We start from the raw sequence: 26,720 nt of genomic DNA on the forward strand, positions 1-26,720 counted from the left end.
ATGGCAAACGCTGATTTTTCTCAGAACAAACAAACCGCTCCCGGCGGCTTTGACGCGGGCAGCTACCGCGAAAAAGCCCAGCCGGAGCAGACCGTAAGGCTGACGCCCCGCCAGCAGAAGCTGGCCGCACTGGAAGCAAAGCTGCCCGCTGCGCTTTCCACCCGGGCGGCGGCGCTGGCTTTGAGCGTAGTGGTGATGCTGGCGGCTTTCTTTGGCTTTGGCAGCGCCAAGCTGCGCGGCAAGTACAACACCGCCCGCCAGTGGTTCACCGCAGGGGTCGCCGCCGACAACGGCTATAACCTGAGCGAGGAACTGACCACCCGGGAGAACACGGCCGCAAATATCCTCACCACCGCATCCAATACCCTTGGCGCAGACAGCGCCGAAGTGCTGGCCGCACAGACGGCGCTGAATGATTTCTCCGCTTGTCTGCAAGCGGTGCAGAACGGCGGCAAAAGCCAGACGATGACCTCGCTGCCCTATTATCAGGGCAGCACGATGCACGCGCTGTATCAGGCCGATCAGGCACTGGGCACTGCCATCGACCAGTTGTATGCAAAATTACAGGAGCAGGCCGCCGACCCCATGAAGATGGGCGCGGTGCAGGGGCGGTACGGCCAGTTCAACAGTGCAGCCACCATCATCGGCACCTTGCAGTACAATACGGCGGTGTATGAATATCAGAAGGATGTTGGCGGCTTCCCGGCCAGTGTGCTGGGAGCTTTGTCCGGCGTAAAGGAGGTTGAGCCCTTCGCATGAAAAACTTTGCAAAACGCATCAGCGCACTGGTGGTGGCCGTGGTGGTCAGCGCGGCAGTGCTGTGCCCGGCGGCCTTTGCCGCCCAACTGCCCAGCCTGCCCAAGGGCGAGTGTGTGGTGGACGATGCCGGTGTGCTGAGCAGCAGCACCGTGCAGACCATCACCGAACTGAACGCCCAGCTGGAATCCAGCTGCAGCGGCGCACAGATCGGTGTACTGACAGTAGAATACACGGGCAATGATTCCACAGAGGATTACGCCACACAGGCTTTCAACGCTTGGGGCATCGGTTCGTCCTCCCAGAATAACGGCGTGCTGATTTTGCTGGTAATGGAATCGGCGCAGTACGCGGACGGCGACTACTACCTGACCTACGGCGATGGCTTCCGCAACACCACGCTGGCAAAGCAGTCCAGCGCCATCGCCCAGACCATGGAGGATCAGTTCGCCGCAAAGGATTATGACGGTGCAGTGACCACCTGTGCCCGGAACGTGGCAAACACCATTGCGGACATCTACGGCGTCAGCCTTTCCGGCAGCACCGGCAACGGCAGTACCGTGCAGCCCGGCTATCAGGGCGGGCAGAGCAGCGGCGGCAGCACCCTGACCGACATCTTGACCCTTGTGGTCGGCGCTGTTCTGCTTATCGTCATCATCCGGTCAATGGCCTATGTTTTTGCCAGCCCCTGCGGCTGGCTGTGGTGCTTCGGCGGACCCCGTCCTCCTTACAGACGACGTGGCCGCCGCGGCCCGCCGCCGCCCCCGCCGGGCGGCTACTACGGTGGCTCCCGTGGCCCCCGGCCTCCGCGCGGCGGTGGCTTTGGCGGCATGGGCGGCGGCTCCTTCGGGGGTGGTGCCGGGCGCGGCGGTTTCGGCGGCGGCAGCTTTGGCGGCGGCTTCGGCGGCATGGGCGGCGGTTCCAGCCACGGCGGCGGCGGTGGCCGTGGGCGGTAATGAAAATAAAAAGAGAAAGGCAGTGGCTTTGATATGTACCCCCAATACTGGACACCCAGTATGGGGGTATTTTTATGCGATACAGTTATGAGCACAAAAAGAAGTGTGTTGAATTGTACCGATATTTTACAAAAAATTCACGCTGGCAGGGTTGCCGCCACATACCGGATGTGCTATGATGAAGTGCAAAATTTCAAGCGGAGCGATGAATTTTGATTTGTCAAGCTCGCGGAATCAGGAGGAACTACCATGCAGAAGAATTATGTGCAGGAAATTCTGAGCATCATTCACAGCGGTCTGCCCAAGGCAGAGCTGGCCGAAAAACTGTCTGATTACCATGAAAAGGATCTGGCGGATGCGTTGGAGTCACTGACCCCCGCCGAACGTCAATCGCTCTATTCCATTCTGGGCGTGGATACTGTTGCCGAGATCTTTACTTATCTGGACGATGCCGAGCCGTACCTGAAAGAGCTGCCCAGCCATGAAGCCGCAAAGGTCATTTCCAACATGGACTCGGACGATGCGGTGGACGCGCTGGAAGACCTTGACGATACCGATAAGAACGAGATCGTCAACAAGCTGGACAAAGACTCGGTTGAAGATGTGAAGATGCTGCTCTCGTATGACGAGGATGAGATCGGCAGCAGAATGACAACCAACTACATCTCCATCAAAAACGATATGACCATCCGGCAGGCGATGAGCGAGCTGGTAAAGCAGGCCGGAGAAAACGATAACATCTCCACGCTGTATGTGGTGGACGAAAACGAGCACTTCTATGGTGCAATCGACCTGAAAGACCTCATCATTGCACGTGCAGAGGAAAGTCTGGAAAGCCTGATCGTCCGCTCTTATCCCTACGTCACAGACCGGGAGCAGATCAGCGATTGTATCGACCGCATCGTGGACTACGCGGAGCGCAGCCTGCCGGTGCTGAACGATGCCGGCAAGCTGGTGGGCATCATCACATCGTCCGATGTGGTCGAGCTGGTCGATGATGAGATGGGCGATGATTACGCAAAGCTGGGCGGTCTGACCGGCGAGGAGGATCTGAACGAAAGCGTTTTTGAAAGCGTGAAAAAGCGTCTCCCGTGGCTGATCGCTTTGCTGTTCCTCGGGATGCTGGTCTCCTCGGTCGTCGGCGCGTTTGAATCAGTGGTGGCGGTGCTGCCGGTGGTCATCTGCTTCCAGTCCATGGTGCTGGATATGGCCGGTAACGTTGGCACCCAGTCGCTGGCGGTGACCATCCGTGTGCTGGTGGATGAAAACCTGACCCTTTCCAAAAAGCTGCAGCTGCTCTGGAAGGAGACCCGCGTGGGTCTGTTGAACGGTGCAATTCTGGCCGTGATGGCCTTGGGGTTTCTGGGATGCTACATCCACTTTTTCAAGGGCTATGTCTGGACCTCGGCGTTTTTGCTGTCCGGCTGCGTCGGGCTGTCGCTGATCGTGTCCATGGTCATTTCCAGTCTGGTGGGCACGCTGATCCCGATGCTGTTCCACAAGATCCATATCGACCCGGCGGTTGCTTCCGGCCCGCTGATCACTACGATCAACGATCTGGTGGCGGTTGTGGTCTACTATGGCCTTGCCATGGTCGTGCTGATCGATCTGTTCCATCTTGCGTGATAAGAAATAAAACAGGAACCGGTGCACCAAATGTAATGTGTGCCGGTTCCTGTTTTTCTTTGCGCAGGGGCTTATAGCAATTCAACTTTTTATCGCAAATATGCTGTTTGAATGTTGCGCTAATTTCTTGTCTTGCGATAAAAAAGATTATTTGCCCAGATGCCAGATGTCGCGGTCGTACTCGGCAATGGTGCGGTCAGAGGAGAACATACCCGCCTTGGCAATGTTCACCAGACACTTGCGCCGCCAGCCCATGGGGTCGCAGGCGTAATCGCTGAGGGCCTGTCCCTTGCGCACAACGTAGGCGTTGAAGTCCGGCAGGGTCTGGAACCAGTCTTTATGGATCAGCTCGTCGTGCAGGCGGGTCAGGTTTTCGGCATGACCGGCGGCCAGCATCTCCGGCCCGGTCAGGAAGCTGATGGCGCGGCGGATGTTGGCATCGCCCTCCACCCACTGGGCGGGGTCGTAATCGCCCACAGCGTAGCGGTGGATGACCTGATCGGAGGTCTGACCGAAGATATAGATGTTCTCTTCGCCCACCTGCTGGCTGATCTCCACGTTGGCACCGTCCATGGTGCCCAGCGTCAGCGCACCGTTCAGCATAAACTTCATGTTGCCGGTGCCGGAAGCTTCCTTGGAGGCGAGGCTGATCTGCTCAGAAAGGTCGCAGGCCGGGATCAGCTTTTCGGCGGCGGTGACGTTGTAGTTCTCCACAAACACCACCTGCAGCCACTTGGACACCTCCGGGTCTGCGGCAATGACCTTGGAGAGGGTCAGCAGCGCATGGATGATGTCTTTTGCAATGGTGTAGGCGGGCGCGGCTTTTGCACCGAAGATGCTCACCAGCGGAGCGGCGGGCAGGTGCCCGGCCTTGATCTCGTAGTACTGATGGATGAGGTACAGCAGGTTGAGCTGCTGGCGCTTATACTCGTGCAGGCGCTTGGACTGGATATCGAACACGGCATCGGTGTTCACAGTCACCTTCTGGGTGTGCAGCAGCCAGTCGGCCAGTGCTTCCTTGTTGGCCTTTTTCACAGCAGTCAGCTCGCTGAGCACCGTCTCGTCCTCGACAAAGGCCAGTAGTTTTTCCAGCTCGGCGGCGTCCTTGCGGAAGCCGGAGCCAATGTGCTTTTCCAGCGTGGCGGTCAGGCGCGGGTCGCACTCCAGCAGCCAACGGCGGAAGGTGATGCCGTTGGTCTTGTTGTTGAACTTTTCCGGGTACAGCTCGTAGAAGCCGTGCAGCTCGGAATTTTTCAGGATCTCGGTATGCAGCGCCGCCACGCCGTTGGTGGAGTGGGTAAAGTGGATGTCCATGTGTGCCATGTGCACCCGGTCGTCCTTGTCGATGATGGCAAGGCTCTCGTCCTCGGTGCGGGTGCGTGCCAGTGCATCCAGCTTTTCGATGATGGGCATCAGCTGGGGCACCACGGCGTCCAGATAGGTGCGCGGCCACTTTTCCAATGCTTCGGCCAGAATGGTGTGGTTGGTGTAGGCGCAGGTCTTGGTAACGATCTCCACCGCTTCCTCGAACTCAATGCCGCGCACGCCCAGCAGGCGGATCAGCTCCGGGATGACCATGCTGGGGTGGGTGTCGTTGATCTGGATGGCGGCGTAGTCTGCCAGATCATGGTAGTTGCAGCCCCGGGCGGCGCACTCGGCCAGAATGAGCTGTGCACCGGCAGAGACCATCAGGTACTGCTGGTATACCCGCAGACGGCGGCCGGCTTCATCGGAATCATCCGGGTAGAGGAAGAGGGTCAGATTCTTGTCGATAGCGGTCTTATCGAAGGCGATGCCGTCATGGACGATGCTTTCGTCAATGGTGTCCAGATCGAACAGGTTCAGGGTGTTGGTGCGCCCCTCGTAGCCGGTGACCGCCAGCTTGTACAGCCGGGCGGTGTACTCCTTGCCCGCCAGTTCCACCGGGTAGGTGGTGTCGGTCTTTTCCGCCCAGCTGTGGGCAGTCAGCCACGGGTCGGGCTTTTCGTTCTGCACGCCGTCCTCAAAGGACTGATGGAACAGACCAAAATGGTACCGCAGACCTACGCCGTCGCCGGGCAGGTTCAGCGTTGCCAGAGAGTCGAGGAAGCAGGCAGCCAGACGCCCCAGACCGCCATTGCCCAGAGAAGGCTCCGGCTCTACCTCTTCAATGTCGGAAAGGCGCTTTCCGGCAGCAGCCAGCGCAGACCGGGCTTCGTCGTACAGCCCCAGATTGATGAGGTTGTTGGACAGCAGCTTGCCAATAAGGAATTCGGCGCTGATATAGTACAGCTTGCGCCCGGTGACCGGCTGCACGCGGTCGGCGCTCTTCTGCCGCACCAGTTCCAGCAGTGCCAGATACAGCTCCTGGTCGGTGCAGTCTGCCAGCAGCTTGCCGGTGATACTCTGTAACATTTCGGTAAAGCTCATAAAAGCATCCTCCTTTGTTAGGGTGTATCTGAAAAGTCGAAAATTCAGTCTGTTTCTTTGTTTTCAGATACACCTTACGGAAAACAGGTTTGACATCTGTACTTCAAGATATACCACATAGAACCTTCAAAATCTTGCCTAAATAGTGCAAACTATGGTACAATCCTATCATCAGGGGGTGAGACGATGCAAAATCAGGCTTCTTTGCAGGAGACAAAACAGCACGGTGCAGTGCGGTTTCCGTTCAATCTGTACCCCTGCACCATTCCGGGGGATTTTCAGCAGGTGGCACTCCACTGGCACGAGAGCATGGAGCTGGTCTTTGTCAAGCAGGGCACAGGGCTGGTGCAGGTGGGCGCTGTGACCTACCCGGCCTACCGGGGGGATATCTTCCTTTTTGCCCCGGGCACGCTCCATGCGCTGCGGCAGGCAGAGGGGCAGCGTATGGAATACGAAAATATCATCTTTGAACCGGAGCTGCTGGGCGGCGCGGAGGACCTTTGCGCCGAAAAGTATCTGCTGCCGCTGCAAAGCGGGCGGCTTTCGCTGCCGGTGCGTCTGACCCCGAACGATTTGTGCTATCTGCAAGCCGCCGCCTGCCTGCGGGAGCTGGAAGATGCCAACCGCGCCAAGCGCCCCGGCTACGAGCTGCTGGTAAAAGGGGCGCTGCTGCGCTTTCTTGCCCTGCTCATTGCGCAGGGCAGGCAGTGTCTCCCCACCGAAACTGCCGACACCCAGCGGCTGAAAACGGTGCTGCAATGGCTTTCGGCACATTATGCCGAGCCGCTCCGGGTGGCGGATGCTGCCGGGGTCTGCTCCTTCAGCGCCAGCCATTTTATGCGCTGGTTCCGGCAGATGACCGGGCAGAGCTTTATCTCCTTTCTGAATGAGTACCGGCTGAACACCGCTGCCGAGGTGCTGCAGACCACGGACGAGACTGTGCTGACCATCGCCACCCGGTGCGGGTTTGAAAACCTTTCCTATTTTAATCGGGCGTTCAAGGCGCATTTTGGCATGACCCCGCGGGAGTACCGGAAAAAATAAGCAGACCGGGTCTGATGGGAAAGTGAGAACAGCCTGCATTCCGGTGCGCTTTGCACGTTCTGAAAGACGTCAATCTTGAGGTCGCCGAGGGCGAAAAGCTGGTGATCATCGGGCCGTCCGGTTCAGGCAAGTCCACCACGGTGCGCTGCATGAATTTTCTGGAAGAGCCCACCAGCGGCCATGTCTACATAGACGGGCAGGAGCTGACGGCCAAAAACAAGACCAAGCTTGTGCGCGAGACCACCAGCATGGTGTTCCAGCAGTTCAACTTGTACCCGCACATGACGGTGCTGAAAAACCTGACCCTCGCGCCCATGAAGCTGCACCACAAGACCAAGCAGGAGGCAGAGGAGCTGCCGCAGCACAAGCGGCACCCGTTGTGGATAGAGCAGCCCATGGGGGACGGAAGGGAAAGCCGTCCGGGCTGCGGACTTTATAAATAAAAGAAAAAGCGATGACCCGTGCAGGTGGGTCATCGCTTTTCTCGTCCCTTGCGGGACAGGCAGGGTAAATGATAAGAAGGTAAATGAAGAAAATAGCAAGGTGAAAAACAAAGGCGTGTGCGGAGCCGAATTTGCTGCTCCAAAGTGAAGATGTATCCAAGTTTCGCTTTTGTTGGATACAACATACCACTTCGGAACGAAAATTGCAAGAGGTTTTTTAAAATTTTTGCCCAAAATTACGCGGGAAATCGCATTTTTGTAGAAACGCACAAATTTTACGGAAAGTTCCCGGCAAACTGACGAACAAGCATAAAAACGGAACAACAGCCGCAAGACCGCACAGGGATACCTTTATAAAACCGGCGGGCAATGGAACGCAGGCGTGGAAAGCTGATTTTCGTGGGATATAGCCTGCACCGCTTTACAAGCAGCCGGGGGTGTGTTAAGATGGACACATCTGCTGTAACCGGAAAAATGCACGCGCCGGGCAGCGGCAGCGTACCGGGAAAAGTGCCCGGTGCCGGGAGGGGAGAAACGAATGACAAAGCTACTGCATGGCAATGAAAAAAACAGGCTGACCGGCGGGCGCGAGCCGCTGTTCAGCCAAAAGGAGCTGCTGGTACTGGCCATCCCGCTGCTGGTGGAGCAGCTGCTGGAAGTGACGGTGGGCATGGCCGACACCATGATGGTGTCCCGCTGCGGCGAGGCGGCAATCTCCGGCGTCAGTCTGGTGGATATGATCAACAACCTTATCATCGTGCTGTTTGCGGCGCTGGCTACCGGCGGCGCGGTGGTGGTAAGCCAGTATCTGGGCGCAAAGGACAGGCCGGATGCCGACAAAAGCGCCGGTCAGCTGCTGCTGCTCAGCGGCTTGTCCGGTGCGGTGATCGGCGCGGTATGCTTTGTGCTGGCACGCCCCATGATCCGGCTGTTCTACGGCTCTATTGATACCGACGTGCTGGACGCAGGCGTGAAATATTTGCAGATCATCGCCCTCAGCTACCCGTTTCTGGCGCTGTATAACGGCGGCGCGGCGCTGTTCCGCAGCATCGGCAACTCCAAGATCTCCATGCAGATCAGCTTTCTGATGAACATCATCAACATCGTGGGCAACGCGGTGTGCATCTTCGGCTTCAAAATGGGAGTGGACGGCGTAGCGTGGCCCAGCGTGGTGTCCCGCGTGGTGGCTGCGGCGCTTATCCTGCGCAAGTGCTACCGGGAGGATGCGGTGCTTACCGTGCCCAAGACCCTGCGGCTGGACGGCGGCATGGCAAAGCGCATTCTGGGCATCGGCATTCCCTCGGCCTTTGAGAACAGCCTGTTCGAGGCCGGGCGCATTCTGGTGGTGAGCATGATCTCCACCTTTGGCACAGTGCAGATCGCAGCCAACGCCGTGGCAAACAATCTGGACGGCATGGGCGTCATCCCGGGCAAGGCCATCGGTCTGGCCATGATCACGGTGGTGGGGCGGTGCATCGGCGCCGGCGACCACGAGCAGACCGTTTACTACACCCGCAAGCTGATGCTGTGGGCTTACATCACCATGGGGCTTTCCAACGGAGCGATCTTGCTGTTCCTCCGGCAGCTGGTGGGCATCTACGCCCTTTCCGGCGAGACGATGGAATTGGCCATCACACTGGTCACCATCCATGCGGGCTGCGCCATCATCTTCTGGCCGCTGTCCTTCGTGCTGCCCAACGCCCTGCGCGCAGCCAACGACGTGAAATTCACCATGGTGGTGTCCATCCTCAGCATGGCGTGCTGGCGGCTGGGCTTCAGCTATCTGCTGTGCGTTCGCATGGGCTGGGGCGCTGTGGGCGTGTGGGTGGCTATGGTCATCGACTGGACCTGCCGTGTGACCTGCTTTGTGCTGCGCTTCCGCAGCGGCGCATGGAAAACAAAATATCAGGCATAACATAAGGAGAAGAGCATGAAACTGATCAGCTGGAACGTGAACGGCCTGCGCGCCTGCCTGACCCACGGCTTTGCCGAGAGCTTTGCCGCGCTGGACGCGGACATCTTTTCGGTGCAGGAGACCAAGATGCAGCCGGGACAGGCGGATTTTGCGCCGGAGGGCTACACCGAATACACCTACTCGGCCGAGAAAAAGGGCTACTCCGGCACGGCCTGCTGGTGCAAAACCGCACCGCTGGCAGTGACCACCGGCATCGGGCTGGAACAGCATGACCACGAGGGACGGGTGCTGACGCTGGAATACCCCGGCTTTTATCTGGTAAACTGCTACACCCCCAACAGTCAGGACGGGCTGAAGCGGCTGGACTACCGCATGGAGTGGGAGGACGCCTTCCGGGCATACCTGCTGGCACTGGACGCCAAAAAGCCGGTGATCCTGTGCGGCGATCTGAACGTGGCGCACACCGAGATGGATATCAAAAACGCCAAGACCAACCGCATGAGCGCGGGCTTTACCGACCAGGAGCGCGCCAAGATGACCGAGCTGCTGGCGGCGGGCTTTGCGGACAGCTTCCGGGTGGTGCACCCGGGCGAGGTGAAGTACAGCTGGTGGAGCTACCGCTTCCACGCGCGGGAAAAGAACGCGGGCTGGCGCATCGACTATTTTATCGTTTCCCGGCGCATTGCAGACCGCATCCGCGCCGCCGAGATCCACAACGAGATCTTTGGCTCCGACCATTGCCCGGTGGAGCTGCAGATCGACCTGTAATATAAGGAGAAGCCAATGCTGAAAAATTATCTTCTGATCTTCTTTATCTCCATGGTGCCCATCATCGAACTGCGCGGGGCCATCCCCATCGGGCTGGGCATGGGGCTGCCGGTGCTGCCCACCTACCTTTTGTGCGTGCTGGGCAACATGATCCCGGTGCCCTTCATCTATCTGTTTGCCCGCAAGTTCCTCATCTGGGGTTACCACAAGCCCCTCATCGGCCCCATCTGCCGCTTTTGCATCAATAAGGGCGAAAAGGGCGGCCGCGCACTGGAAGCCAAGGCGGGCAAGGGTCTGACCGTGGCGCTGCTGCTGTTCGTGGGCATCCCGCTGCCGGGCACCGGCGCGTGGACGGGCACGCTGGCAGCCTCCATTCTGGATATGAAGTTCAAGGATGTGCTGATCGCCTGCATGGGCGGCGTGCTGCTGGCGGGCATCATCATGGGCTTGGCAAGCGCCGGTCTGCTGGGCGCGCTCAGCGGGCTGTTTGCGGCGGGCTGACAAAACGCGGACGTTTTTGTCGTGAAAAATGCCGGTAGCATTTCCGCGCGGAGTATGTTACACTGGATAATAGTTGTGAAAACCGGACTCTGCTTCCGGCCAGAAAGGACGTTATAGAACATGGATCAGGCACTGAATCAGAAAATTGACGCATACATTGCGGAAAACAAAGAGCAGCTGCTGCAGGACATTGCAGCGCTGGTCGCCATCGACAGCGTGGAGGGCACCCCGGAGGAGGGCGCACCCTTCGGCGCAGGCCCCCGGGCAGCGCTGGACAAGACGCTGGAGCTGGCAGCAGGCATGGGCTTTGCCACCCGCAACTGCGAAAACTACATCGGCTATGCCGAACTGGCCGGTGCAGACCCTGAAAAATATCTGGCTACCATCTGCCATGTGGACGTTGTGCCTGTGGGCAACGGCTGGACGGCAGATCCCTTTAAGATGCGCATTCAGGACGGCTGGCTGCTGGGACGCGGCGTCGCGGATGATAAAGGCCCGATGATCGTTACCCTGTACGCGCTGAAGTTCCTCAAGGAGCAGGGTTACCAGCTGCGCTACCCCATCCGTGCCATCGTGGGCGACAACGAGGAGACCCACATGAACGATGTGAAGTACTATCTGGAAAACTACCCCGCCCCGGTGTTCTGCTTTACCCCGGATGCCGAGTTCCCGGTGTGCAACGGCGAAAAAGGCCACTTTGGCGGCAAGATCGTCAGCCCGGTGTGCAACGGCGTCATTGCAGAGTTTGAGGGCGGTGTAGCCAACAACGCTGTGCCGGACCGCGCCAGCGCTCTGGTCAAGACCGATATCAGCAAGCTGAAGAACGCTCCCAACATCACGCTGGAACCGGAAGGGGACGGCGTGCGGGTGCGCGGCTGGGGCAAGTCCGGCCACGCCGCCATGCCGGAGGGCACGGTGAACGCCATTGGTCTGGTAGCGGATTATCTGCTGGATAACGGCCTGTGCAATGACGCCGAGCGCGCTTATCTGGAGGCACTGCACAAGCTGCACAGCTCCACCGCAGGCACCGGCCTTGGTATCGACTGCGCCGACGGCCCCTTTGGCCCGCTGACCATTATCGGCGGCCGCATCTATATGGAGGACGGCAAGCTGGTGCAGACCATCGACAGCCGCTTCCCCACCTGCACCAATGGCGAAAAGCTGACCGCACAGGTCACCGCTGCGCTGGGCGAGGGCGCAAAGCTGGAGGATGTGGACGCAGCCGAGCCGTTCTATATCGCAGCCGACAGCCCCGCCATCCGCGCCTGCATCGACACCTACAACGAGGTGACCGGCGAGAACGCCACCCCCTTTACCATGGGCGGCGGCACCTATGCCCGCCACTTCCCCTATGCCGTCAGCTTCGGCCCGGAGCATGAGGATGTAAAGCTGCCGGAGTTCGGCGGCCCGATGCACGGTGCCAACGAGGCAGCTCCCATCAACAAGCTGCTGGAGGCCGTCAAGATCTACATTCTGGCGCTGCTGCGGCTGGAAGAGATCGACTTCTGAGGTACAGCATGAACGTGCTTGTCATTGACGGGCAGGGCGGGGGACTGGGACGCCAGCTGGTGGCCGCCCTCAGCGCCCAGTGCCCGGACATCCGGCTGGTGGCCGTGGGCACCAACAGTGTCGCCGCGCAGGCCATGCACAAGGCCGGGGCGCAGCGCGCCGCCACCGGTGAGAATGCCGTGGTGGTGAACTGCCGCAGCGCGGATATCATCGTGGGGCCCATCGGCATCGTCATTGCAGACGCGCTGCTGGGGGAGATCACCCCCGCCATGGCCACGGCGGTGTGCCAGAGCAGCGCCACCCGGGTGCTGATCCCGGTGAACCACTGCGAGAACTACATTGTCGGCGTGCCCGACCAGCCCATCGGCAGCCTTGTGTCTGCCGCCGTGCAGAAGGTAAAGTCCCTCTGTGCCGGGGAAGGGTGTTAAAGAATAAGATAAAACGACACCGGACAGGTCATGGCCTGTCCGGTGTCGTTTTTGTCAAAAATATAGGTTACTTCCGCTGCCGGGCGGCGATCTGCGCGGCAGTGGGCGGGATATCGCCCTGCGCCGCTTTTTCCAGCTGGCTCAGGCGGCGATCCAGATCGGTGAGCCGCTGCGAGACGAGATCCGGCAGATCCTGCTGATCCAGATCGTCGGCGGGGTTCACCGCCTTGTTGTTGATGCGCACCACCTCGGCGGGTACGCCCACGGCGGTGCAGTTGGCGGGCAGGTTGCGCAGCACCACGCTGCCTGCGCCGATGCGGGCGTTATCCCCGATGAACACCGGACCCAGCACCTTGGTGCCAGCGCCGATGAGCACGTTGTTGCCCAAGGTGGGGTGGCGCTTGCCGGTATCCTTGCCGGTACCGCCCAGCGTTACCCCGTGGTAGATGGTGCAGTTGTCTCCGATCTCGCAGGTCTCGCCGAACACGATGCCCATGCCGTGGTCGATGAACAGACACTTGCCGATGGTGGCACCCGGGTGGATCTCGATGCCGGTGCGGTGGCGGCCATGCTGGCTGACCCACCGTGCCAGAAAAAAGTGCTTGTGCCCGTACAGCCAGTGCGCAATGCGGTGGTACACCAGAATGTGGAATCCCGGGTACAGCAGCATTACCTCCAGCACGCTGCGTGCGGCGGGGTCCTTGCGCTGGATGTTCCGCGCGTCCTCAAGTAAACCCATGCGGAAAACCTCTCTTTCCCATAAACACCCGCCCACGCGGCGGGGCTCTCCCTTTTACCGTATTATAATAGCACAGCAGGCAACGAAAGTACAGTGCTGCGCTAGGGATTGTGGAACAAAATGGCAGTTATTTTGCCGCGTTGCCTGGGTTTTGGGTAGAGTATCCAAAATTCGGCGAGAGATACCAGAAACCTTTTAGCACCTGTTTTTGCGCGCAGCCATTGACACATTTTGCGGTTCTATGATAAAATAATACGAATGAAAACGCAACCATCAAGAAAAGGAGAAACACCATGCTGTGCAGCGCCCAGAACCCGAAACTGAACAAGCAGTTCGCGTCCGGTTTTGCCGTGGCTTCGTTGTTTCCTTTTTTTGCACAATGAGCTTTTCCCTTTGCGGGGAAAAGTTTTTTTTTGCCCGTTTTCGGGCGTCTGATACACAAAAATACCATTATAGGAGGGAACCGCGATGCTGCTGACAAACGCTGTGAACACCGAGGGACGGCCGCTCGAGATCTATGTAAAGGATGGCAAGATCGCTGCCGTAGGGCAGGATCTTTCCGCCCTTGCCGCCGAGAACGAGACGGTGGTGGATGCCGGTGGGCTGACTGTGCTGCCCGCATTTGTGGATCTGCACTGCCACTGGCGCACCCCGGGCTTTGAGTACAAGGAGGACATCGAGACTGGCAGCCGCGCCGCTGCCGCCGGCGGCTACACCTTTGTAAACCTGATGCCCAACACAAAGCCCGTCTGCTCTTCTGCCGCACAGGCTGTGATGGTGGAACAGAAAGCCGCCGAGGTGGGGCTGTGCGATGCAAACCAGACCGTTTCCATCACCGAAAACTTTGACGGTGTGAGCATCGACCACCTCAAGACCCTGCCCGCCAGTGTGAAGTTCATCACCGAGGACGGCCACGGCGTGCAGGATAACGCCACCATGGCGCGGGCCTTTGCCATCTGCACCCAGAAGGACATCACGGTCATGAGCCACGCCGAGGATATGGAGATCAGCCCGTGGGACTACCGTCTGGCCGAGGATATTGAGACGGTGCGCAACTGCTGGCTGAGCGAGTACTACCAGACCCGGCTGCACATGTGCCATGTGTCCACCCGGGGCGCGCTGGACGCCATCCGCATGGCAAAGCTGCGGGGCGCACCCGTCACCTGTGAGGTGACCCCCCACCACCTGTGGTTTACCAACGATACCTGCGACTACCGGGTCAACCCGCCCATCCGCACCGCCGACGATGTGGAGGCGCTGGTGGAGGGCATCCGCACCGGCATCGTGGACGCCATTGCCACTGACCACGCACCCCACTCCGAAGAGGATAAGCTGAAGGGCATGGCCGGTATGGTGGGCAGCGAGACCGCCTTCGGCGTGTGCTACACCAAGCTCTGCAAGCAGGAGGGGTTGCCGCTGGAGCTGCTGGTGCACCTGATGAGCACCCGCCCCGCCGAGATCCTGGGTCTTGCCAAGGGTCAGCTGGAGCCGGGCTTTGATGCCGACTTTGTGCTGGTGGATCTGGACACCCCCTACACGGTGGAAAAGGAAAAGCTGCACTCCAAGAGCCATAACACCCCCTTTGACGGTGCACAGCTTTACGGCAAGGTGTTTGCCACCATCAAGGCCGGTAAGATCACCTATCAGGCCGAGGAGTAAAAAGAACGAAACCCTCTCAGGCAAAGCCTTACGGTAAGGGGCTTGGCTCTCCCTTTGGGAGAGCTGCCGAACGAAGTGAGGCTGAGAGGGCGAGGACGCTTACAAGATGTGATATAACGATACCTAATATAACAGAGAACAAACAGGAGGACACCCAAATGACGAACATGGACAAACTGTACGAAGCTGTGGAAGCCCGCGGCCCGGTGTGCGTGGGTCTGGACACCGACTTCAGCTACCTGCCTGCCGATTTTGTGGACAGCACCCTGACCAAGGGCGAGAACATCGTGCGCTTCAACAAGAAGCTCATTGATGCCACCAAGGCTGTGGCTGGCTGCTACAAGGTGCAGATCGCTTATTATGAGTCTCTGGGCATGGAGGGCATGAAGGCCTACGCCGACACCCTGAAGGCTGTGCGCGAGACCGGTGTGCCGGTGATCGCGGATATCAAGCGCGGCGATATCGCCAAGACCGCCGAGATGTACGCCATGGGTCACTTTACCGGCGATTTCGAGAGCGACTTCGTTACGCTGGCACCCTATATGGGTCTGGACTCCATCAGCCCCTACCTGCCCTATGCCGAAAAGCAGGGCAAGGGTATGTTCGTACTCTGCCGCACCTCCAACGGAGGTGCCAAGGACTTTGAGTACGAGAAGCTGGCCGACGGCCGCCACGTCTACGATCTGGTGGGTGACAAGCTGAACGCACTGGGCAAGGACTACATGGGCGAGCACGGCTACTCCTCCATCGGTCTGGTCATCGGCGGCACCCACATCGAGGAAGCCACCGAGATCCGCGCAAAGTATCAGGACAGCTTCTTCCTGATCCCCGGCTACGGCGCACAGGGCGGCAAGGCTGAGGATATTGCCCAGTACCTGACCAAGGGCAACGGCGGCGTGGTCAACTCCAGCCGCGGCATCCTGCTGGCTTACAAAAAGCAGCCGGGCACTGCCTTTGACGAGGCCGCTTACAACGAGTGTGTGAACATGAAGGAGGCCATTGCTCATGCGTGCAGCCTGCTGTGAAGCCACCGTCCTGCGCAATGAGGTCATTGCCCCGGACATCCGCCTGCTGACCGTGGTGTGGCCGGACCGCGACCACGCCCCCCACGCAGGCCAGTTCTTCACCCTGCGCTCCTGGGGCGCAGATGAAGCGCCCTTCCTGTCCCGCCCCATCAGCGTGCACCGCTGGAACCCGGACAGCAGCACCATCGAGTTTTTGTATCAGGTTGTGGGCGAGGGCACCGAGAAGCTGGCACAGCTCAAGCAGCAGGATACCTTCCAGCTTACCGGCCCTATGGGCAACGGCTTTGATGTGCCGGACATCCTGAGCAAGTACAAAAAGATCGCCGTGGTGGGCGGCGGCATCGGCACTGCGCCCATGTTCCAGCTCACTCGCGAGCTGGCCGCTGCCGGGGTAAAGCCGGATGTGTTCTTCGGCTTCCGCGATACCCCCTACTGCATGGAGGAGTACCGCAGCATCGCAAACCTCGTCAAGGTGTCCACCGACACCGGCGCGGTGGGCTTCCACGGCTTTGTCACCCAGCTGTACGACCCCGCCGATTACGATGTGGTGCTGGTGTGCGGCCCCACCGTGATGATGAAGAACGCCGCCCGCCTGTGTGCCGAAAAAGGCACTCCCTGCTTTGTGAGCATGGAAAAGAAGATGGCCTGCGGCATTGGTGCCTGCCTTGGCTGCACCTGCGAGACCAAGGGCGGCGAGGGCAAGAGCGTGTGCAAGAACGGCCCTGTATTTGACGCAACGGAGGTGTTCTTCTGATGGCAGACCTGAAAACCAACCTGCTGGGCTTTGTGATGAACAGCCCGGTCATCGGCGCATCCGGCACCGTGGGCTACGGTGTGGAGTACGAGGAACTGGCCGATTTTGCTAAAATCGGCGGCATCTCCGGCAAGGGGCTTACCCTGCACGGCCAGTACGGCAACAAGGGCGAACGCCTGTGGGAGACCCCCTCCGGTCTCATCAACAGCATCGGCCTGCAGAACCCCGGCGTGCAGCACTTTATTGACGTGGAACTGCCCGAGATGCTGGAGCTGAAGCAGAAGTACGGCACGGTGGCTATTGCAAACCTTGGCGGCCACAGCGAGGAAGAGTATGTGGAAGGCGCTGCGATGCTGAGCGAGAGCGCAGTGGACATCGTGGAGCTGAACATCTCCTGCCCCAACGTCAAGGTGGGCGGCATGGCCTACGGCGTGAAAGCCGAAGCTGCCGGCGAGGTGGTGCGCATGGTGCGCGCTGCCTGCAAAAAGCCCCTGATGGTCAAGCTGAGCCCGCAGGCCGAGAACATCCCCGAGATGTGCAAGGCTGTGGAAGCCGCCGGTGCGGACGCCATCAGCCTGACCAACACCTTCCAGGCTTGCGCCATTGATCTGGAAAAGCGCCGCCCGGTGTTCAACAACATCTTTGCGGGCTTGTCCGGCCCGGCGGTGCGCCCCATCGCCCTGCGTATGGTATGGCAGGCCGTGGGGGCTGTGAACATCCCGGTGGTGGGTCTGGGCGGCATTGCCACCGGCCGTGACGCACTGGAGTTCATCATGGCAGGCGCTGCCGCAGTGCAGGTGGGCGCCGCAAACTTTGCAAACCCCCGCGCCATGGAGACCATTGCCGACGAGATGGCAGCATGGATGGACAAGAACGGCGTGAAAACGCTGGACGAAATCCGCGGCTGCGCCCGTCATGCAGAATAAAAGCTGATATATCCATAAAATATCTACAATTATGCGCATAAAATAAAACTTAACGCATAAATTTGCAAATAACGTAAAAGCGTGGTACAATACCACCCAAAGGAATATACACCACTGAAAAGAGAGGGAGAAGTACAATGAGTGAAGCACTTGAAATTCTGAAGAGCTGTGACGCATTTCTGGAGGGGCACTTCCTGCTGTCCTCCGGCCGACACTCCGGCGCATACTGCCAGATGGCTTATCTGCAGCAGTACCCGGACCGCTGCGCCGAGGTGATGAAGGCTGTGGCCGACAAGGTCAAGGAGATGGACGTGGACGTCATCGTCGGCCCTGCCATGGGCGGCATCGTGTACGCCTACGAGCTGGCCCGCCAGACCGGCAAGCGCGCCATCTTTACCGAGCGCGTGGACAACGTGATGTGCCTGAAGCGCTTTGCCATCCACCCGGGTGAAAAGTGCATCATCGCCGAGGACGTGGTGACCACCGGCATCTCCTCTCTGGAGACCAAGCGCGTCATCGAAGAGGCCGGCGGCATCTGCCTTGGCATCACCTGTGTTGTGGACCGCACCAAGCCCGAAGCTCCGTCTCCCATTCCCATTCTGGCCAGCGCCTTGAAGCTGGATCTGCCCAACTACACCCCGGAGGAGTGCCCCATCTGCAAGGAGGGCAAGCTGCCGCTGGTGCATCTGGGCAGCCGCAAGATGAAGCAGGAAGCAAAGCAGACCCTGTAAGAGAGTTCGCCCTCTCAGGCCGCTTCGCGTCCAGCTCTCCCAAAGGGAGAGCCCTTGGCAAAACCATAAACTTTGCATGGACTGCCAAGGCCTCCCACTTTGGGGGAGGTGGCAGCGCGTCAGCGCTGACGGAGAGGGCGAGGACGCTGAAAATATGACAACATTCTGCGTTGAAACGAGGAAAACTATGAACGCATATCTTCTTTTGGCAAACGGCATGGTCTTTGCCGGACAGTCCGTGGGCGCGCAGGGCGTGACCGTGGGCGAGGTGGTGTTCTCCACCGGCATGGTGGGCTTTCAGGAGACCCTGACCGACCCCAGCTACTACGGCCAGATCATCACCCAGACCTATCCCCTCATCGGCAACTACGGCATGAACCACGATGACATGGAGTCCGACCGCATCTGGGCAAAGGGCTACATTGTGCGCGAAGCCTGCACCACCCCCTCCAACTGGCGCTGTGAGGAGACGCTGGACAGCTTTTTGAAAAAGAACAACACCATCGGCATTGAGGGCATCGACACCCGCCACCTGACCCGCATCATCCGGGAGAGCGGCGTGATGAACGGCGCCATCCTGACCACCTTTGACCCCGCCGACCCGGCCAACAAGGCCGAGACCGAGGCTCTGCTGGCCGAGATCCGCGCCTATGCCGTGACCGATGCTGTGAAGAACGTGACCTGCGCCGCTCCCGAGGTGTTCAACCCGGAAGGCGAGACCCATATCGTGCTGATGCACTACGGCTGCAAGCGCAACATCGTGCGCTGCCTTGTCAAGCGCGGCTGCAAGGTGACCGTGATGCCCGCCTTTGCAACGGCAGAGGAAATCAAAGCCCTTGCCCCGGACGGCATTATGCTGTCCAACGGCCCCGGCGACCCCGCCGAGCCGGTGGAAATCATCGAGAACCTCAAGCACATCTTTGAACTGAACATTCCCACCTTCGGCATCTGTCTGGGTCACCAGCTGTCCGCACTGGCAGCCGGTGCCAAGACCATGAAGCTGAAGTACGGCCACCGCGGTGCCAACCAGCCTGTGACCGACTTTGAGTCCGGCCGCACCTTTATCACCAGCCAGAACCACGGCTATGCGGTCGTGGGCGAGGAGCTGCCCGCCGAGATGGGCGAGGTGGCACAGGTGAACGCCAACGACGGCACCTGCGAGGGCATCAAGTACAAAAAGTGGAACTGCTTTACCGTACAGTTCCACCCGGAAGCAAACGGCGGCCCCAAGGACACCGAATTCCTGTTCGACCGCTTCCTGAACAACGTCAAAGCAGCAAAGGAGGCACGCTGAAATGCCGAAGGACCCCAGAATCAAAAAGGTGCTGGTCATTGGCTCCGGCCCTATCATCATTGGTCAGGCTGCGGAGTTTGACTACTCCGGCACGCAGGCCTGCCGCGCCCTGAAAGCAGAGGGCATCGAGACCGTTCTGCTGAACTCCAACCCCGCTACCATCATGACCGACCCGGACGTGGCCGACCATGTGTATATCGAGCCCATGACGCTGGAAGTCGTGGAGCGCATTCTGGACATCGAAAAGCCGGACTCCGTGCTGCCCAACCTCGGCGGCCAGATGGGTCTGAACCTGTCCATGGAGCTGGCACGCTCCGGTTATCTGGACCGCACCGGCATCCGTCTGCTGGCCTGCAATCCCGAGACCATCGACCGTGCCGAGGACCGCGAGCTGTTCAAGGAGACCATGGAAAAGCTGCACCAGCCCATCATCCCCTCTGAGGTGGTGGAGAACCTGCAGGACGCACTGGACTGCGCCGACCGCATTGGCTACCCGGTCATCGTGCGTCCGGCCTTTACCATGGGCGGCACCGGCGGCGGCATCTGCGAGACCCGCGAAAAGCTGATCGAGATCGGCACCAACGGCCTGCGCCTTTCTCCCATCCATCAGATTTTGGTGGAAAAGTGCATCGCCGGCTGGAAAGAGATCGAGTACGAGGTGATGCGTGACCACAAGGGCAACGTGATCACTGTATGTAACATGGAAAACCTCGACCCCGTGGGCATCCACACCGGTGACTCGGTGGTCGTGGCTCCCTCCCAGACCCTGACCGACCACGAGTACCAGATGCTGCGTACCGCTGCACTGGATATCATCACCGAGCTGGGCATCGAGGGCGGCTGCAACTGCCAGTTCGCTCTGAAGCCGGACAGCTTCGACTACGCGGTCATCGAGGTCAACCCCCGTGTGTCCCGCTCCTCCGCACTGGCTTCCAAGGCTACCGGCTACCCCATTGCCAAGGTGGCTACCAAGATCGCCATCGGCTACACGCTGGACGAGATCACCAACGACGTTACCGGCAAGACCTGCGCCTGCTTCGAGCCTGCGCTGGACTACATCGTGGTCAAGTACCCGAAGTGGCCGTTTGATAAGTTCGTCTACGCCGACAAGTCTCTGGGCACCCAGATGATGGCTACCGGCGAGGTGATGAGCATCGGCAACAGCTTTGAAGCCGCCATGATGAAGGCTGTTTCCTCCATTGAGCTGGGCATGGACACCCTGACCCACAAGCCCTTTGAGGAGCTGACCGACGAGGAAGTGGTGGAGCATATGCACGTTCAGGACGCCGAGCGCGTGTTCTGCGTGTACGAAGCACTGAAGCGCGGCATCGACCACAAGGTCATCTACGATATCACCAAGATCGACTGGTGGTTCCTGGACAAGATGCAGCATCTGGCAGATCTGGAAAAGGGTCTGGCACAGTGCAACGGCCAGCTGTCTTTGGAGCAGTACAAGACTGCCAAGAAGTACGGCTTCCAGGATAAGACCATCCGCCGTCTGGCAAAGGTGGACACCCTGCCCGTGGAGAACTACCGCGCCGGCTTCAAGATGGTGGATACCTGCGCTGCCGAGTTCTCTGCAAATACCCCCTACTTCTACTCCACCTACGATGGCGACAACGAGGCCGCAGGCTTTATCGCTGAGAAGGAAGCTGAGACCGCAGCCAAGGGCGAGCCTAAAAAGAAGAAGGTTCTGGTCTTTGGCTCCGGCCCCATCCGCATTGGTCAGGGCATCGAGTTCGACTACTGCTCTGTGCACTGCGTATGGACGCTGAAAAAGAACGGCTGCGAGGCCATTCTGGTCAACAACAACCCCGAGACCGTCTCCACCGACTTTGATACCGGCGACCGTCTGTACTTCGACCCGCTGAACCCGGAGAGCGTGGACAACATCATTGCCACCGAAAAGCCGGATGCCTGCGTGGTGCAGTTCGGCGGACAGACCGCCATCAAGCTGGCCAAGCACATGGACGAGATCGGCCTGCCCATTCTGGGCACCCCGGCGGATGCCATCGATGAAGCCGAGGACCGCGAGCGCTTTGACGAGCTGCTGGAGCGCTGCAACATCCCCCGTGCCCCGGGCCGCACCGTGTTCAATCTGGACGAGGCTCTGGCCGCTGCCGAGGAGATCGGCCTGCCGGTGCTGATGCGTCCCTCCTATGTGCTGGGCGGTCAGAACATGATCGTGGCCTACAACAAGGCGGATATCATCGAGTACATGGGCGTTATCACCGAGCACGTCGATATGGATCACCCGGTGCTGCTGGATAAGTACATCATGGGTACCGAGTGCGAGGTGGACGCCATCTGCGATGGCGAAAACTTCCTGATCCCCGGCATCATGGAGCAGGTGGAGCGCACCGGTGTGCACTCCGGCGACTCTATCTGTGTCTACCCGGCACAGCACCTGACGCAGGACGAGATCGACACCATGGTGGATTACACCGGCCGCTTTGCCCGCGAGCTGCACGTCACCGGTCTGGTCAACGTGCAGTACGCCGTCTCCCATGGCCGCGTGTACGTCATCGAGGTGAACCCCCGCTCCTCCCGTACCGTGCCTTACATCTCCAAGGTCACCGGCGTGCCCATGGTGGATCTGGCCGTGCGCTGCTGCTTGGGCGAGAAGCTGACGGATATGGGCTACGGCACCGGTCTGCACCCCAACGCCCCCTATGTGGCGGTAAAGGTGCCTGTGTTCAGCTTTGAAAAGCTGCACGCCGTGGATACCCAGTTCGGCCCCGAGATGAAGTCTACCGGCGAGGTGCTGGGTATTGCGCCCAACTACCACGATGCCCTGCTCAAGGGTCTGATCGGTGCAGGCTATACCTTTAAGACCCCCGGCCCGGGCAGCTGCTGCATCTTCACCGTGAAGGACAGCGACAAGCCCGAGTTCGTGGATATTGCATGGAAGCTGAAGGATATGGGCTACAAGCTCTACGGTACCTCCGGCACCTGTGCATGGCTCAACAAGCACATGGTCCCCTGCAACGAGGTGCGCAACATCTCCGGCGAGGCTCCCAACATCGTGGATCTGCTGCAGAGCGGTCTGGTGGACTATGTGTTCTCCACCAGTGCCAAGGGTCGTGACCCCCGGCGCGATTCCGTCCGTCTGCGCCGCAAGGCCGTGGAGCTGAGCATCCCCTGCATCACCGCAGTGGATACCGCCGCTTCTCTGGTGGACTGCCTGCGCAGCGAGCACAGTCTGGCAAACATCCCGCTGGTGGATATCGCCACTCTGTACCGCGGCAAATAAGCCCTGAGACCCGCATAAAATGGTTCTGTACAGCGCCTGCCGAAACGGTGGGCGCTGTATTTGTGCGGGGTGCACGGAACTGAATGTGGTTCGTGCGCAATAAATTACATTTCGTGCGCAATCCATCGAAAACAGTGCGCGAAATATGTTATACTCAACAACGCAAAATTTGCCAAAAGACGTTACTTTTGGACATTCCAGGAGGATATCGATACATGACCCGTTCCCAGATGATCGAAACCGTGGCACGCAAGACCGGCTTTACCGAAGCTCAGGTCGAGACCACGATGGATGCAATGTTTGACCAGATCGCGGACTGCCTGCGCGCTGACGAAAAGGTGACCATCGCCGGCTTTGGCCGCTTTGAGATGCGCCCCCGCAAGCCGAAGGCTTACACCAACCCCAAGACCAAGGTGTCCAGCCAGCTGGAGTCCACCTCCATCCCCGGCTTCAAGGCCAGCGGCCGCTTCAAGCAGAAGCTGGAAGCCGGCAAGAAGAGCGTGGAAGAGACCGCCTGATTTCTGCACACTGAGAACCGTACCCGTGCCCCCGGGTGCGGTTCTTTTTGTTTCTCTGCTGACAAGCGCGGCATTTCATGCTATACTTGTTGCAACGAGAAAAAACGCCACAAAGAACGGAGTTGTCCAAATGCTTTACAGCGAGTTGCAGTGCAGCGAAGCCATCCACAAGGCCGTGGAACGCATGGGCTTTGCCGAAATGACCGAGATCCAGGAAAAGACCATCCCCCTCATGCTGGCAGGGCATGATGTTATTGCCAAGGCACCCACCGGCACCGGTAAGACCTGTGCCTTCGGCATCCCGGTGGTGGAGCATATCCAGCCGGAAAATAAATATCCGCAGGCCGTCATCATGGCACCTACCCGGGAGCTTGCTCAGCAGATCGCCGAGGAGCTTACTAACCTCACCTACTTTATGCCCGAGGTGCAGGTGGCCTGCGTGTACGGCGGTGCCAATATGGAAAAGCAGGCAAAGCGTCTGGCGGAGGGCTGCCAGATCGTGGTAGCCACTCCGGGGCGACTGATGGATCACTACAAGCACCACAGCATCGATATCTCCCATGTGACCCAGATCGTGCTGGACGAGGCCGACGAGATGCTGAACATGGGCTTTTATAAGGATGTGCGCCACATCATCGAGATGATGAAGGCCCGCAAAGCGCTGTCCATGTTCTCCGCCACCATCAGCCGCGAGGTGATGGATATCGGCTGGCTGTACCAGCACAACGCCGAGGAAATCACCGTGCAGCCCCGGGAGGAAAGCCAGCCCAAGATCACCCAGTATATGCTGGAGACCTCCGGTCGTAACAAGCTGTCGGATCTGGCGCAGATCATTATTGGCGAGGGTTACAAGCGGGTGATGGTGTTCTGCGATACCAAGTTCAACACCGCCACACTGGCAAACCAACTGGCACGGCTGGGCTTCTCGGTGGACTGCCTGCACGGCGACCTCTCCCAGAAGGAGCGCAACCAGATCATGCAGGCTTTCCGGGACGGCAAGCTGGCCATTCTGGTGGCTACGGACGTTGCCGCCCGCGGCATTGACGTCTCGGACGTGGATGCCGTCATCAACTACGATGTGCCCAGCGAGAACGAGCACTACACCCACCGCATCGGCCGCACCGGCCGCGCCAAAAAAGAGGGCGTGAGCTACCTGTTCTATGTGCCGGAGGAGAAGAAGCGCGTGCAGGAGCTGCTGCGCCTGACCCGCAATACCGACCTGTGCACCCCGGTGCACTTCGACTTCAACCACGAGCACATCGTAGTGGAGAAAAAGCAGGACAACGCCGATCGTTTCCAAATCAAGTGCTATTTTTAAAGGAAGGAGCTGCTGTACGACTTTGTGCGGCAGCTTTTTTGCAAAAAGGCTTGACCTTCCCCTTTGTGGAAGGTGTAGAATACTCCCGTAAGGAGGGGGTCGTGACCCATGAAGATCAACGAAGTGGAAGCCGCCGTCGGCGTGACCAAAAAGAACATCCGCTTTTATGAGGAAGAGGGGCTCATCAGCCCCAGCCGGGAGCCGGGCAACGGCTACCGCAGCTACTCGCAGGCGGATGTGGAGCGCCTGCGCCGCATCAAGCTGCTGCGCAAGCTGGACGTGCCGCTGGCAGAGATCCGGGAGATGCTGGAAGGGCAGCGCACGCTGGCTGAGGGCATGAGCCAGCAGCTGGAACGTCTGCGCAGCCGCCGCGCCGACTTGGAGGAAGCCATCGGTTTCTGCACGCTGCTGCAACAGGAGAACGGCCCTCTGGAACAACTGGATGTGGAGCAGACGCTGGCGCGTCTGACCGCACGGGAAGAACAGGGAGTGACTTTTGTGAACATTGAACGGACTGACCAAAAGACCCGCCGCATCCGGGGTGCCTGCATCGGTGCTGCCCTTTTTGTGACCATGATGGCTTTTGTAATTGCCACTATGGGCTGGGCAATCTACACCGACCCGCAGGATGCCCCGCCGCTGCCGCTGTTGGTGGTGATGTTCGGCATCCCGGCGGGCTGCATCGTAGGCACCCTGAAGGTGCTGCTGGATCGGATCGAAGAGATCGGAAAGGGAGAAGAAGATGCTTATCGTAACTATTAACGAGATCCCGGGCAAAAAGCTGGAGGCGCTGGGCGTGGTGCGGGGCAGCACGGTGCAGAGCCGTAACCTTGGCCACGACATGATGGCCGGTTTCCGCACCCTTGTGGGCGGCGAGGTGACCGACTACGCCGATATGCTCACTGAAGCGCGGCAGATCGCCACCGGGCGCATGGTCAAGGATGCCGAAAGCCTTGGCGCAGATGCTGTTGTGGGAATGCGGTACGCCTCTGCCAGCGTCATGCAGGGCGCAGCAGAGGTCATTGCTTACGGAACGGCGGTGAAGTTTGTATGACAGCAAAAGAAAAACAGGGCTTCGGCCTATACTTCCTGTTCGCCTTCGGCATGGCATGGCTGTGTCAGGTGGGCGGCTGCATGGCGCTTTTGCAGCAGAATAACACCGTGCTGTATCAGCTGGCGCTCATTGTCACCATGTTCTGTCCGCTGCTGGCTGTACTGCTGGTGCAAAAAGCATTCCTGCGCCAGCCCACCGGCATCGGCTGGAAGGTGCAGGGCAAGCGGCGGTTCTGGCTGGCGGCATGGTTCGGCCCGGCGGTGCTCACCCTGCTTGGCGCTGTGCTGTATTTTGCCGTGTTCCCCTCCCGACTGGACTTTTCCGGCAGCTGGCTGGTTGCCGCCTACGGCGGCGAGATGGACGCCCAGACCCTGCGCAGTCAGCTGGGAGTCTCCACCCTCAGCTATCTGCTGCAAAACGGGCTGTTTGCGGTGCTCCTTGCCCCAGCTATCAATATGTTCCCCGCACTGGGCGAGGAGGTCGGCTGGCGCGGCTACATGATGCCCCGTCTGAAGGAGCGGTTCGGTCTGCTGAATGGCCGCCTGCTGGGCGGCGTTGTGTGGGGCATCTGGCACTGGCCGCTGATGCTGCTGGTGGGCTACGAGTACGGCACCAACTACTTGGGCGCACCCCTGCTGGGTCTGGTGGTGTGGTGCGTGGTCTGCTTTGCCCTGAACACTCTGCTGGATATCCTCTATGAGAGAACGGAGTGCATCTGGGTGCCCGCCATTGCGCATGGAGCGTTCAACGCCATTGCGGCGCTGCCGCAGGTGCTGGTCACCCCGGCGGATACTTATTATAATGTGCTGGGTCCCATGCCCATTGGCTTGATCGCTGCGCTGCCGATGCTGGCAGCAGCAGTCTGGCTGACCCTGCGGGAGATGAAGCAGGAAGAAAAGAACTGAATTACAAGGCAACAGCCGCTGCACGTTTTGTGCGGCGGCTGTTTTTGCGCAGAAATGGTGGAAGAAAGGTCAAAACATCCCCTGAAACTGAGCGAAAAACTAGCTGATGTAGACAAAGCGCAAAAAAAGGCGAAAAAAATGTAAAAAAGGCTTGCAAAAGCGGTTGCGGTATGGTACTATATGTGAGCG

At 59.4% G+C, this 26,720-nt stretch carries 24 protein-coding genes and 1 pseudogene; 22 read left to right on the top strand and 3 right to left on the bottom strand.

From position 1 onward, the window contains the following. From C4N24_RS12945 to mgtE, 3 genes are all read left to right on the top strand, one after another. Nucleotides 1–759: a LemA gene (locus C4N24_RS12945; RefSeq protein ID WP_112091752.1), complete on the top strand. Its 759-nt coding sequence runs from the start codon at nt 1–3 to the stop codon at nt 757–759. Then, entirely contained in the window at nt 756–1,712 is a 957-nt protein-coding gene (locus C4N24_RS12950) for a TPM domain-containing protein (RefSeq protein WP_112091753.1), read from the top strand. The genes C4N24_RS12945 and C4N24_RS12950 overlap by 4 nt, the downstream gene beginning before the upstream one ends. 249 nt (nt 1,713–1,961) lie before the next feature. Next, the gene (gene mgtE, locus C4N24_RS12960; RefSeq protein WP_112091754.1) at nt 1,962–3,338 is read left to right on the top strand and encodes a magnesium transporter; all 1,377 of its coding nucleotides are present in this window, start codon (nt 1,962–1,964) and stop codon (nt 3,336–3,338) included. Between the two features lie 147 nt (nt 3,339–3,485). Here mgtE and C4N24_RS12965 read toward each other — a convergent pair whose 3' ends face one another. After that, nucleotides 3,486–5,747, bottom strand: a complete 2,262-nt coding sequence (locus tag C4N24_RS12965) for a glycogen/starch/alpha-glucan phosphorylase (protein WP_112091755.1) — start codon at nt 5,745–5,747, stop codon at nt 3,486–3,488. A gap of 186 nt (nt 5,748–5,933) precedes the next feature. Here C4N24_RS12965 and C4N24_RS12970 point away from each other — a divergent pair, with 186 nt between their 5' ends. From C4N24_RS12970 to C4N24_RS13000, 7 genes and pseudogenes are all read left to right on the top strand, one after another. Continuing rightward, complete coding sequence (locus C4N24_RS12970) at nt 5,934–6,791, top strand: AraC family transcriptional regulator (RefSeq protein WP_112091756.1); 858 nt, start codon at nt 5,934–5,936, stop codon at nt 6,789–6,791. Nucleotides 6,792–6,841: 50 nt separating this feature from the next. Then, nucleotides 6,842–7,144 (top strand): annotated as a pseudogene (locus C4N24_RS12975) (ATP-binding cassette domain-containing protein); the annotation flags it as partial. Nucleotides 7,145–7,772: 628 nt separating this feature from the next. After that, nucleotides 7,773–9,149 (top strand): MATE family efflux transporter, encoded by a 1,377-nt coding sequence (locus tag C4N24_RS12980; protein ID WP_112091757.1) that lies wholly within the window; start codon nt 7,773–7,775, stop codon nt 9,147–9,149. A gap of 15 nt (nt 9,150–9,164) precedes the next feature. Continuing rightward, on the top strand, nt 9,165–9,917 hold the full coding sequence (locus C4N24_RS12985; RefSeq protein WP_112091758.1) for an exodeoxyribonuclease III: 753 nt from the start codon (nt 9,165–9,167) through the stop codon (nt 9,915–9,917). Between the two features lie 15 nt (nt 9,918–9,932). After that, the gene (locus tag C4N24_RS12990; protein WP_112091759.1) at nt 9,933–10,418 is read left to right on the top strand and encodes a COG2426 family protein; all 486 of its coding nucleotides are present in this window, start codon (nt 9,933–9,935) and stop codon (nt 10,416–10,418) included. A gap of 120 nt (nt 10,419–10,538) precedes the next feature. Beyond that, nucleotides 10,539–11,927, top strand: a complete 1,389-nt coding sequence (locus C4N24_RS12995; protein WP_112091760.1) for a Sapep family Mn(2+)-dependent dipeptidase — start codon at nt 10,539–10,541, stop codon at nt 11,925–11,927. An 8-nt stretch (nt 11,928–11,935) separates the two neighbouring features. Further along, a complete protein-coding gene (locus C4N24_RS13000) occupies nt 11,936–12,355 on the top strand; it encodes a DUF3842 family protein (RefSeq protein ID WP_112091761.1) in 420 nt (139 codons plus the stop codon). A gap of 67 nt (nt 12,356–12,422) precedes the next feature. Here the strand turns inward: C4N24_RS13000 and epsC are convergent, their stop codons facing one another. Further along, complete coding sequence (gene epsC, locus C4N24_RS13005) at nt 12,423–13,094, bottom strand: serine O-acetyltransferase EpsC (RefSeq protein WP_112091762.1); 672 nt, start codon at nt 13,092–13,094, stop codon at nt 12,423–12,425. A gap of 468 nt (nt 13,095–13,562) precedes the next feature. On the opposite strand from epsC, the gene C4N24_RS13010 reads away from it, so the two are divergent. From C4N24_RS13010 to C4N24_RS13070, 12 genes are all read left to right on the top strand, one after another. Continuing rightward, nucleotides 13,563–14,753, top strand: coding sequence for a dihydroorotase (locus C4N24_RS13010; RefSeq protein WP_112091763.1), 1,191 nt, complete (start codon nt 13,563–13,565; stop codon nt 14,751–14,753). Between the two features lie 158 nt (nt 14,754–14,911). After that, nucleotides 14,912–15,778 (top strand): orotidine-5'-phosphate decarboxylase, encoded by an 867-nt coding sequence (pyrF, locus tag C4N24_RS13015; RefSeq protein ID WP_112091764.1) that lies wholly within the window; start codon nt 14,912–14,914, stop codon nt 15,776–15,778. Next, nucleotides 15,759–16,532 carry a dihydroorotate dehydrogenase electron transfer subunit gene (locus tag C4N24_RS13020; protein ID WP_055186833.1) on the top strand — a complete coding sequence of 258 codons (774 nt, stop codon included), beginning with the start codon at nt 15,759–15,761 and terminating at the stop codon, nt 16,530–16,532. The genes pyrF and C4N24_RS13020 overlap by 20 nt, the downstream gene beginning before the upstream one ends. Further along, nucleotides 16,532–17,458, top strand: a complete 927-nt coding sequence (locus C4N24_RS13025; protein ID WP_112091765.1) for a dihydroorotate dehydrogenase — start codon at nt 16,532–16,534, stop codon at nt 17,456–17,458. Before C4N24_RS13020 ends, C4N24_RS13025 begins: the two co-directional genes overlap by 1 nt. Nucleotides 17,459–17,595: 137 nt before the next feature. Next, nucleotides 17,596–18,189, top strand: coding sequence for an orotate phosphoribosyltransferase (gene pyrE, locus C4N24_RS13030; RefSeq protein WP_005920457.1), 594 nt, complete (start codon nt 17,596–17,598; stop codon nt 18,187–18,189). Nucleotides 18,190–18,376: 187 nt separating this feature from the next. Continuing rightward, complete coding sequence (locus C4N24_RS13040) at nt 18,377–19,483, top strand: carbamoyl phosphate synthase small subunit (protein WP_055186836.1); 1,107 nt, start codon at nt 18,377–18,379, stop codon at nt 19,481–19,483. 1 nt (nt 19,484) lies between these two features. Continuing rightward, nucleotides 19,485–22,736: a carbamoyl-phosphate synthase large subunit gene (gene carB, locus C4N24_RS13045; protein ID WP_112091766.1), complete on the top strand. Its 3,252-nt coding sequence runs from the start codon at nt 19,485–19,487 to the stop codon at nt 22,734–22,736. A gap of 215 nt (nt 22,737–22,951) precedes the next feature. Next, nucleotides 22,952–23,254: an HU family DNA-binding protein gene (locus C4N24_RS13050; RefSeq protein ID WP_005920451.1), complete on the top strand. Its 303-nt coding sequence runs from the start codon at nt 22,952–22,954 to the stop codon at nt 23,252–23,254. Between the two features lie 130 nt (nt 23,255–23,384). Continuing rightward, on the top strand, nt 23,385–24,572 hold the full coding sequence (locus C4N24_RS13055; protein WP_015537546.1) for a DEAD/DEAH box helicase: 1,188 nt from the start codon (nt 23,385–23,387) through the stop codon (nt 24,570–24,572). Nucleotides 24,573–24,680: 108 nt separating this feature from the next. Beyond that, nucleotides 24,681–25,334: a MerR family transcriptional regulator gene (locus C4N24_RS13060; protein ID WP_112091767.1), complete on the top strand. Its 654-nt coding sequence runs from the start codon at nt 24,681–24,683 to the stop codon at nt 25,332–25,334. Beyond that, the gene (locus C4N24_RS13065) at nt 25,315–25,626 is read left to right on the top strand and encodes a heavy metal-binding domain-containing protein (RefSeq protein WP_015537548.1); all 312 of its coding nucleotides are present in this window, start codon (nt 25,315–25,317) and stop codon (nt 25,624–25,626) included. Before C4N24_RS13060 ends, C4N24_RS13065 begins: the two co-directional genes overlap by 20 nt. Beyond that, nucleotides 25,623–26,531: a CPBP family intramembrane glutamic endopeptidase gene (locus tag C4N24_RS13070; RefSeq protein WP_112091768.1), complete on the top strand. Its 909-nt coding sequence runs from the start codon at nt 25,623–25,625 to the stop codon at nt 26,529–26,531. The genes C4N24_RS13065 and C4N24_RS13070 overlap by 4 nt, the downstream gene beginning before the upstream one ends. A 1-nt stretch (nt 26,532) precedes the next feature. On the opposite strand, the gene C4N24_RS15535 is transcribed toward C4N24_RS13070, so the two are convergent. Continuing rightward, nucleotides 26,533–26,720, bottom strand: a 188-nt coding sequence (locus C4N24_RS15535; protein ID WP_207657277.1) for a hypothetical protein, incomplete at its 5' end; no start/stop codon positions are given.

Source organism: Faecalibacterium prausnitzii, assembly GCF_003287405.1.
GTDB lineage: Bacteria > Bacillota > Clostridia > Oscillospirales > Ruminococcaceae > Faecalibacterium > Faecalibacterium intestinale.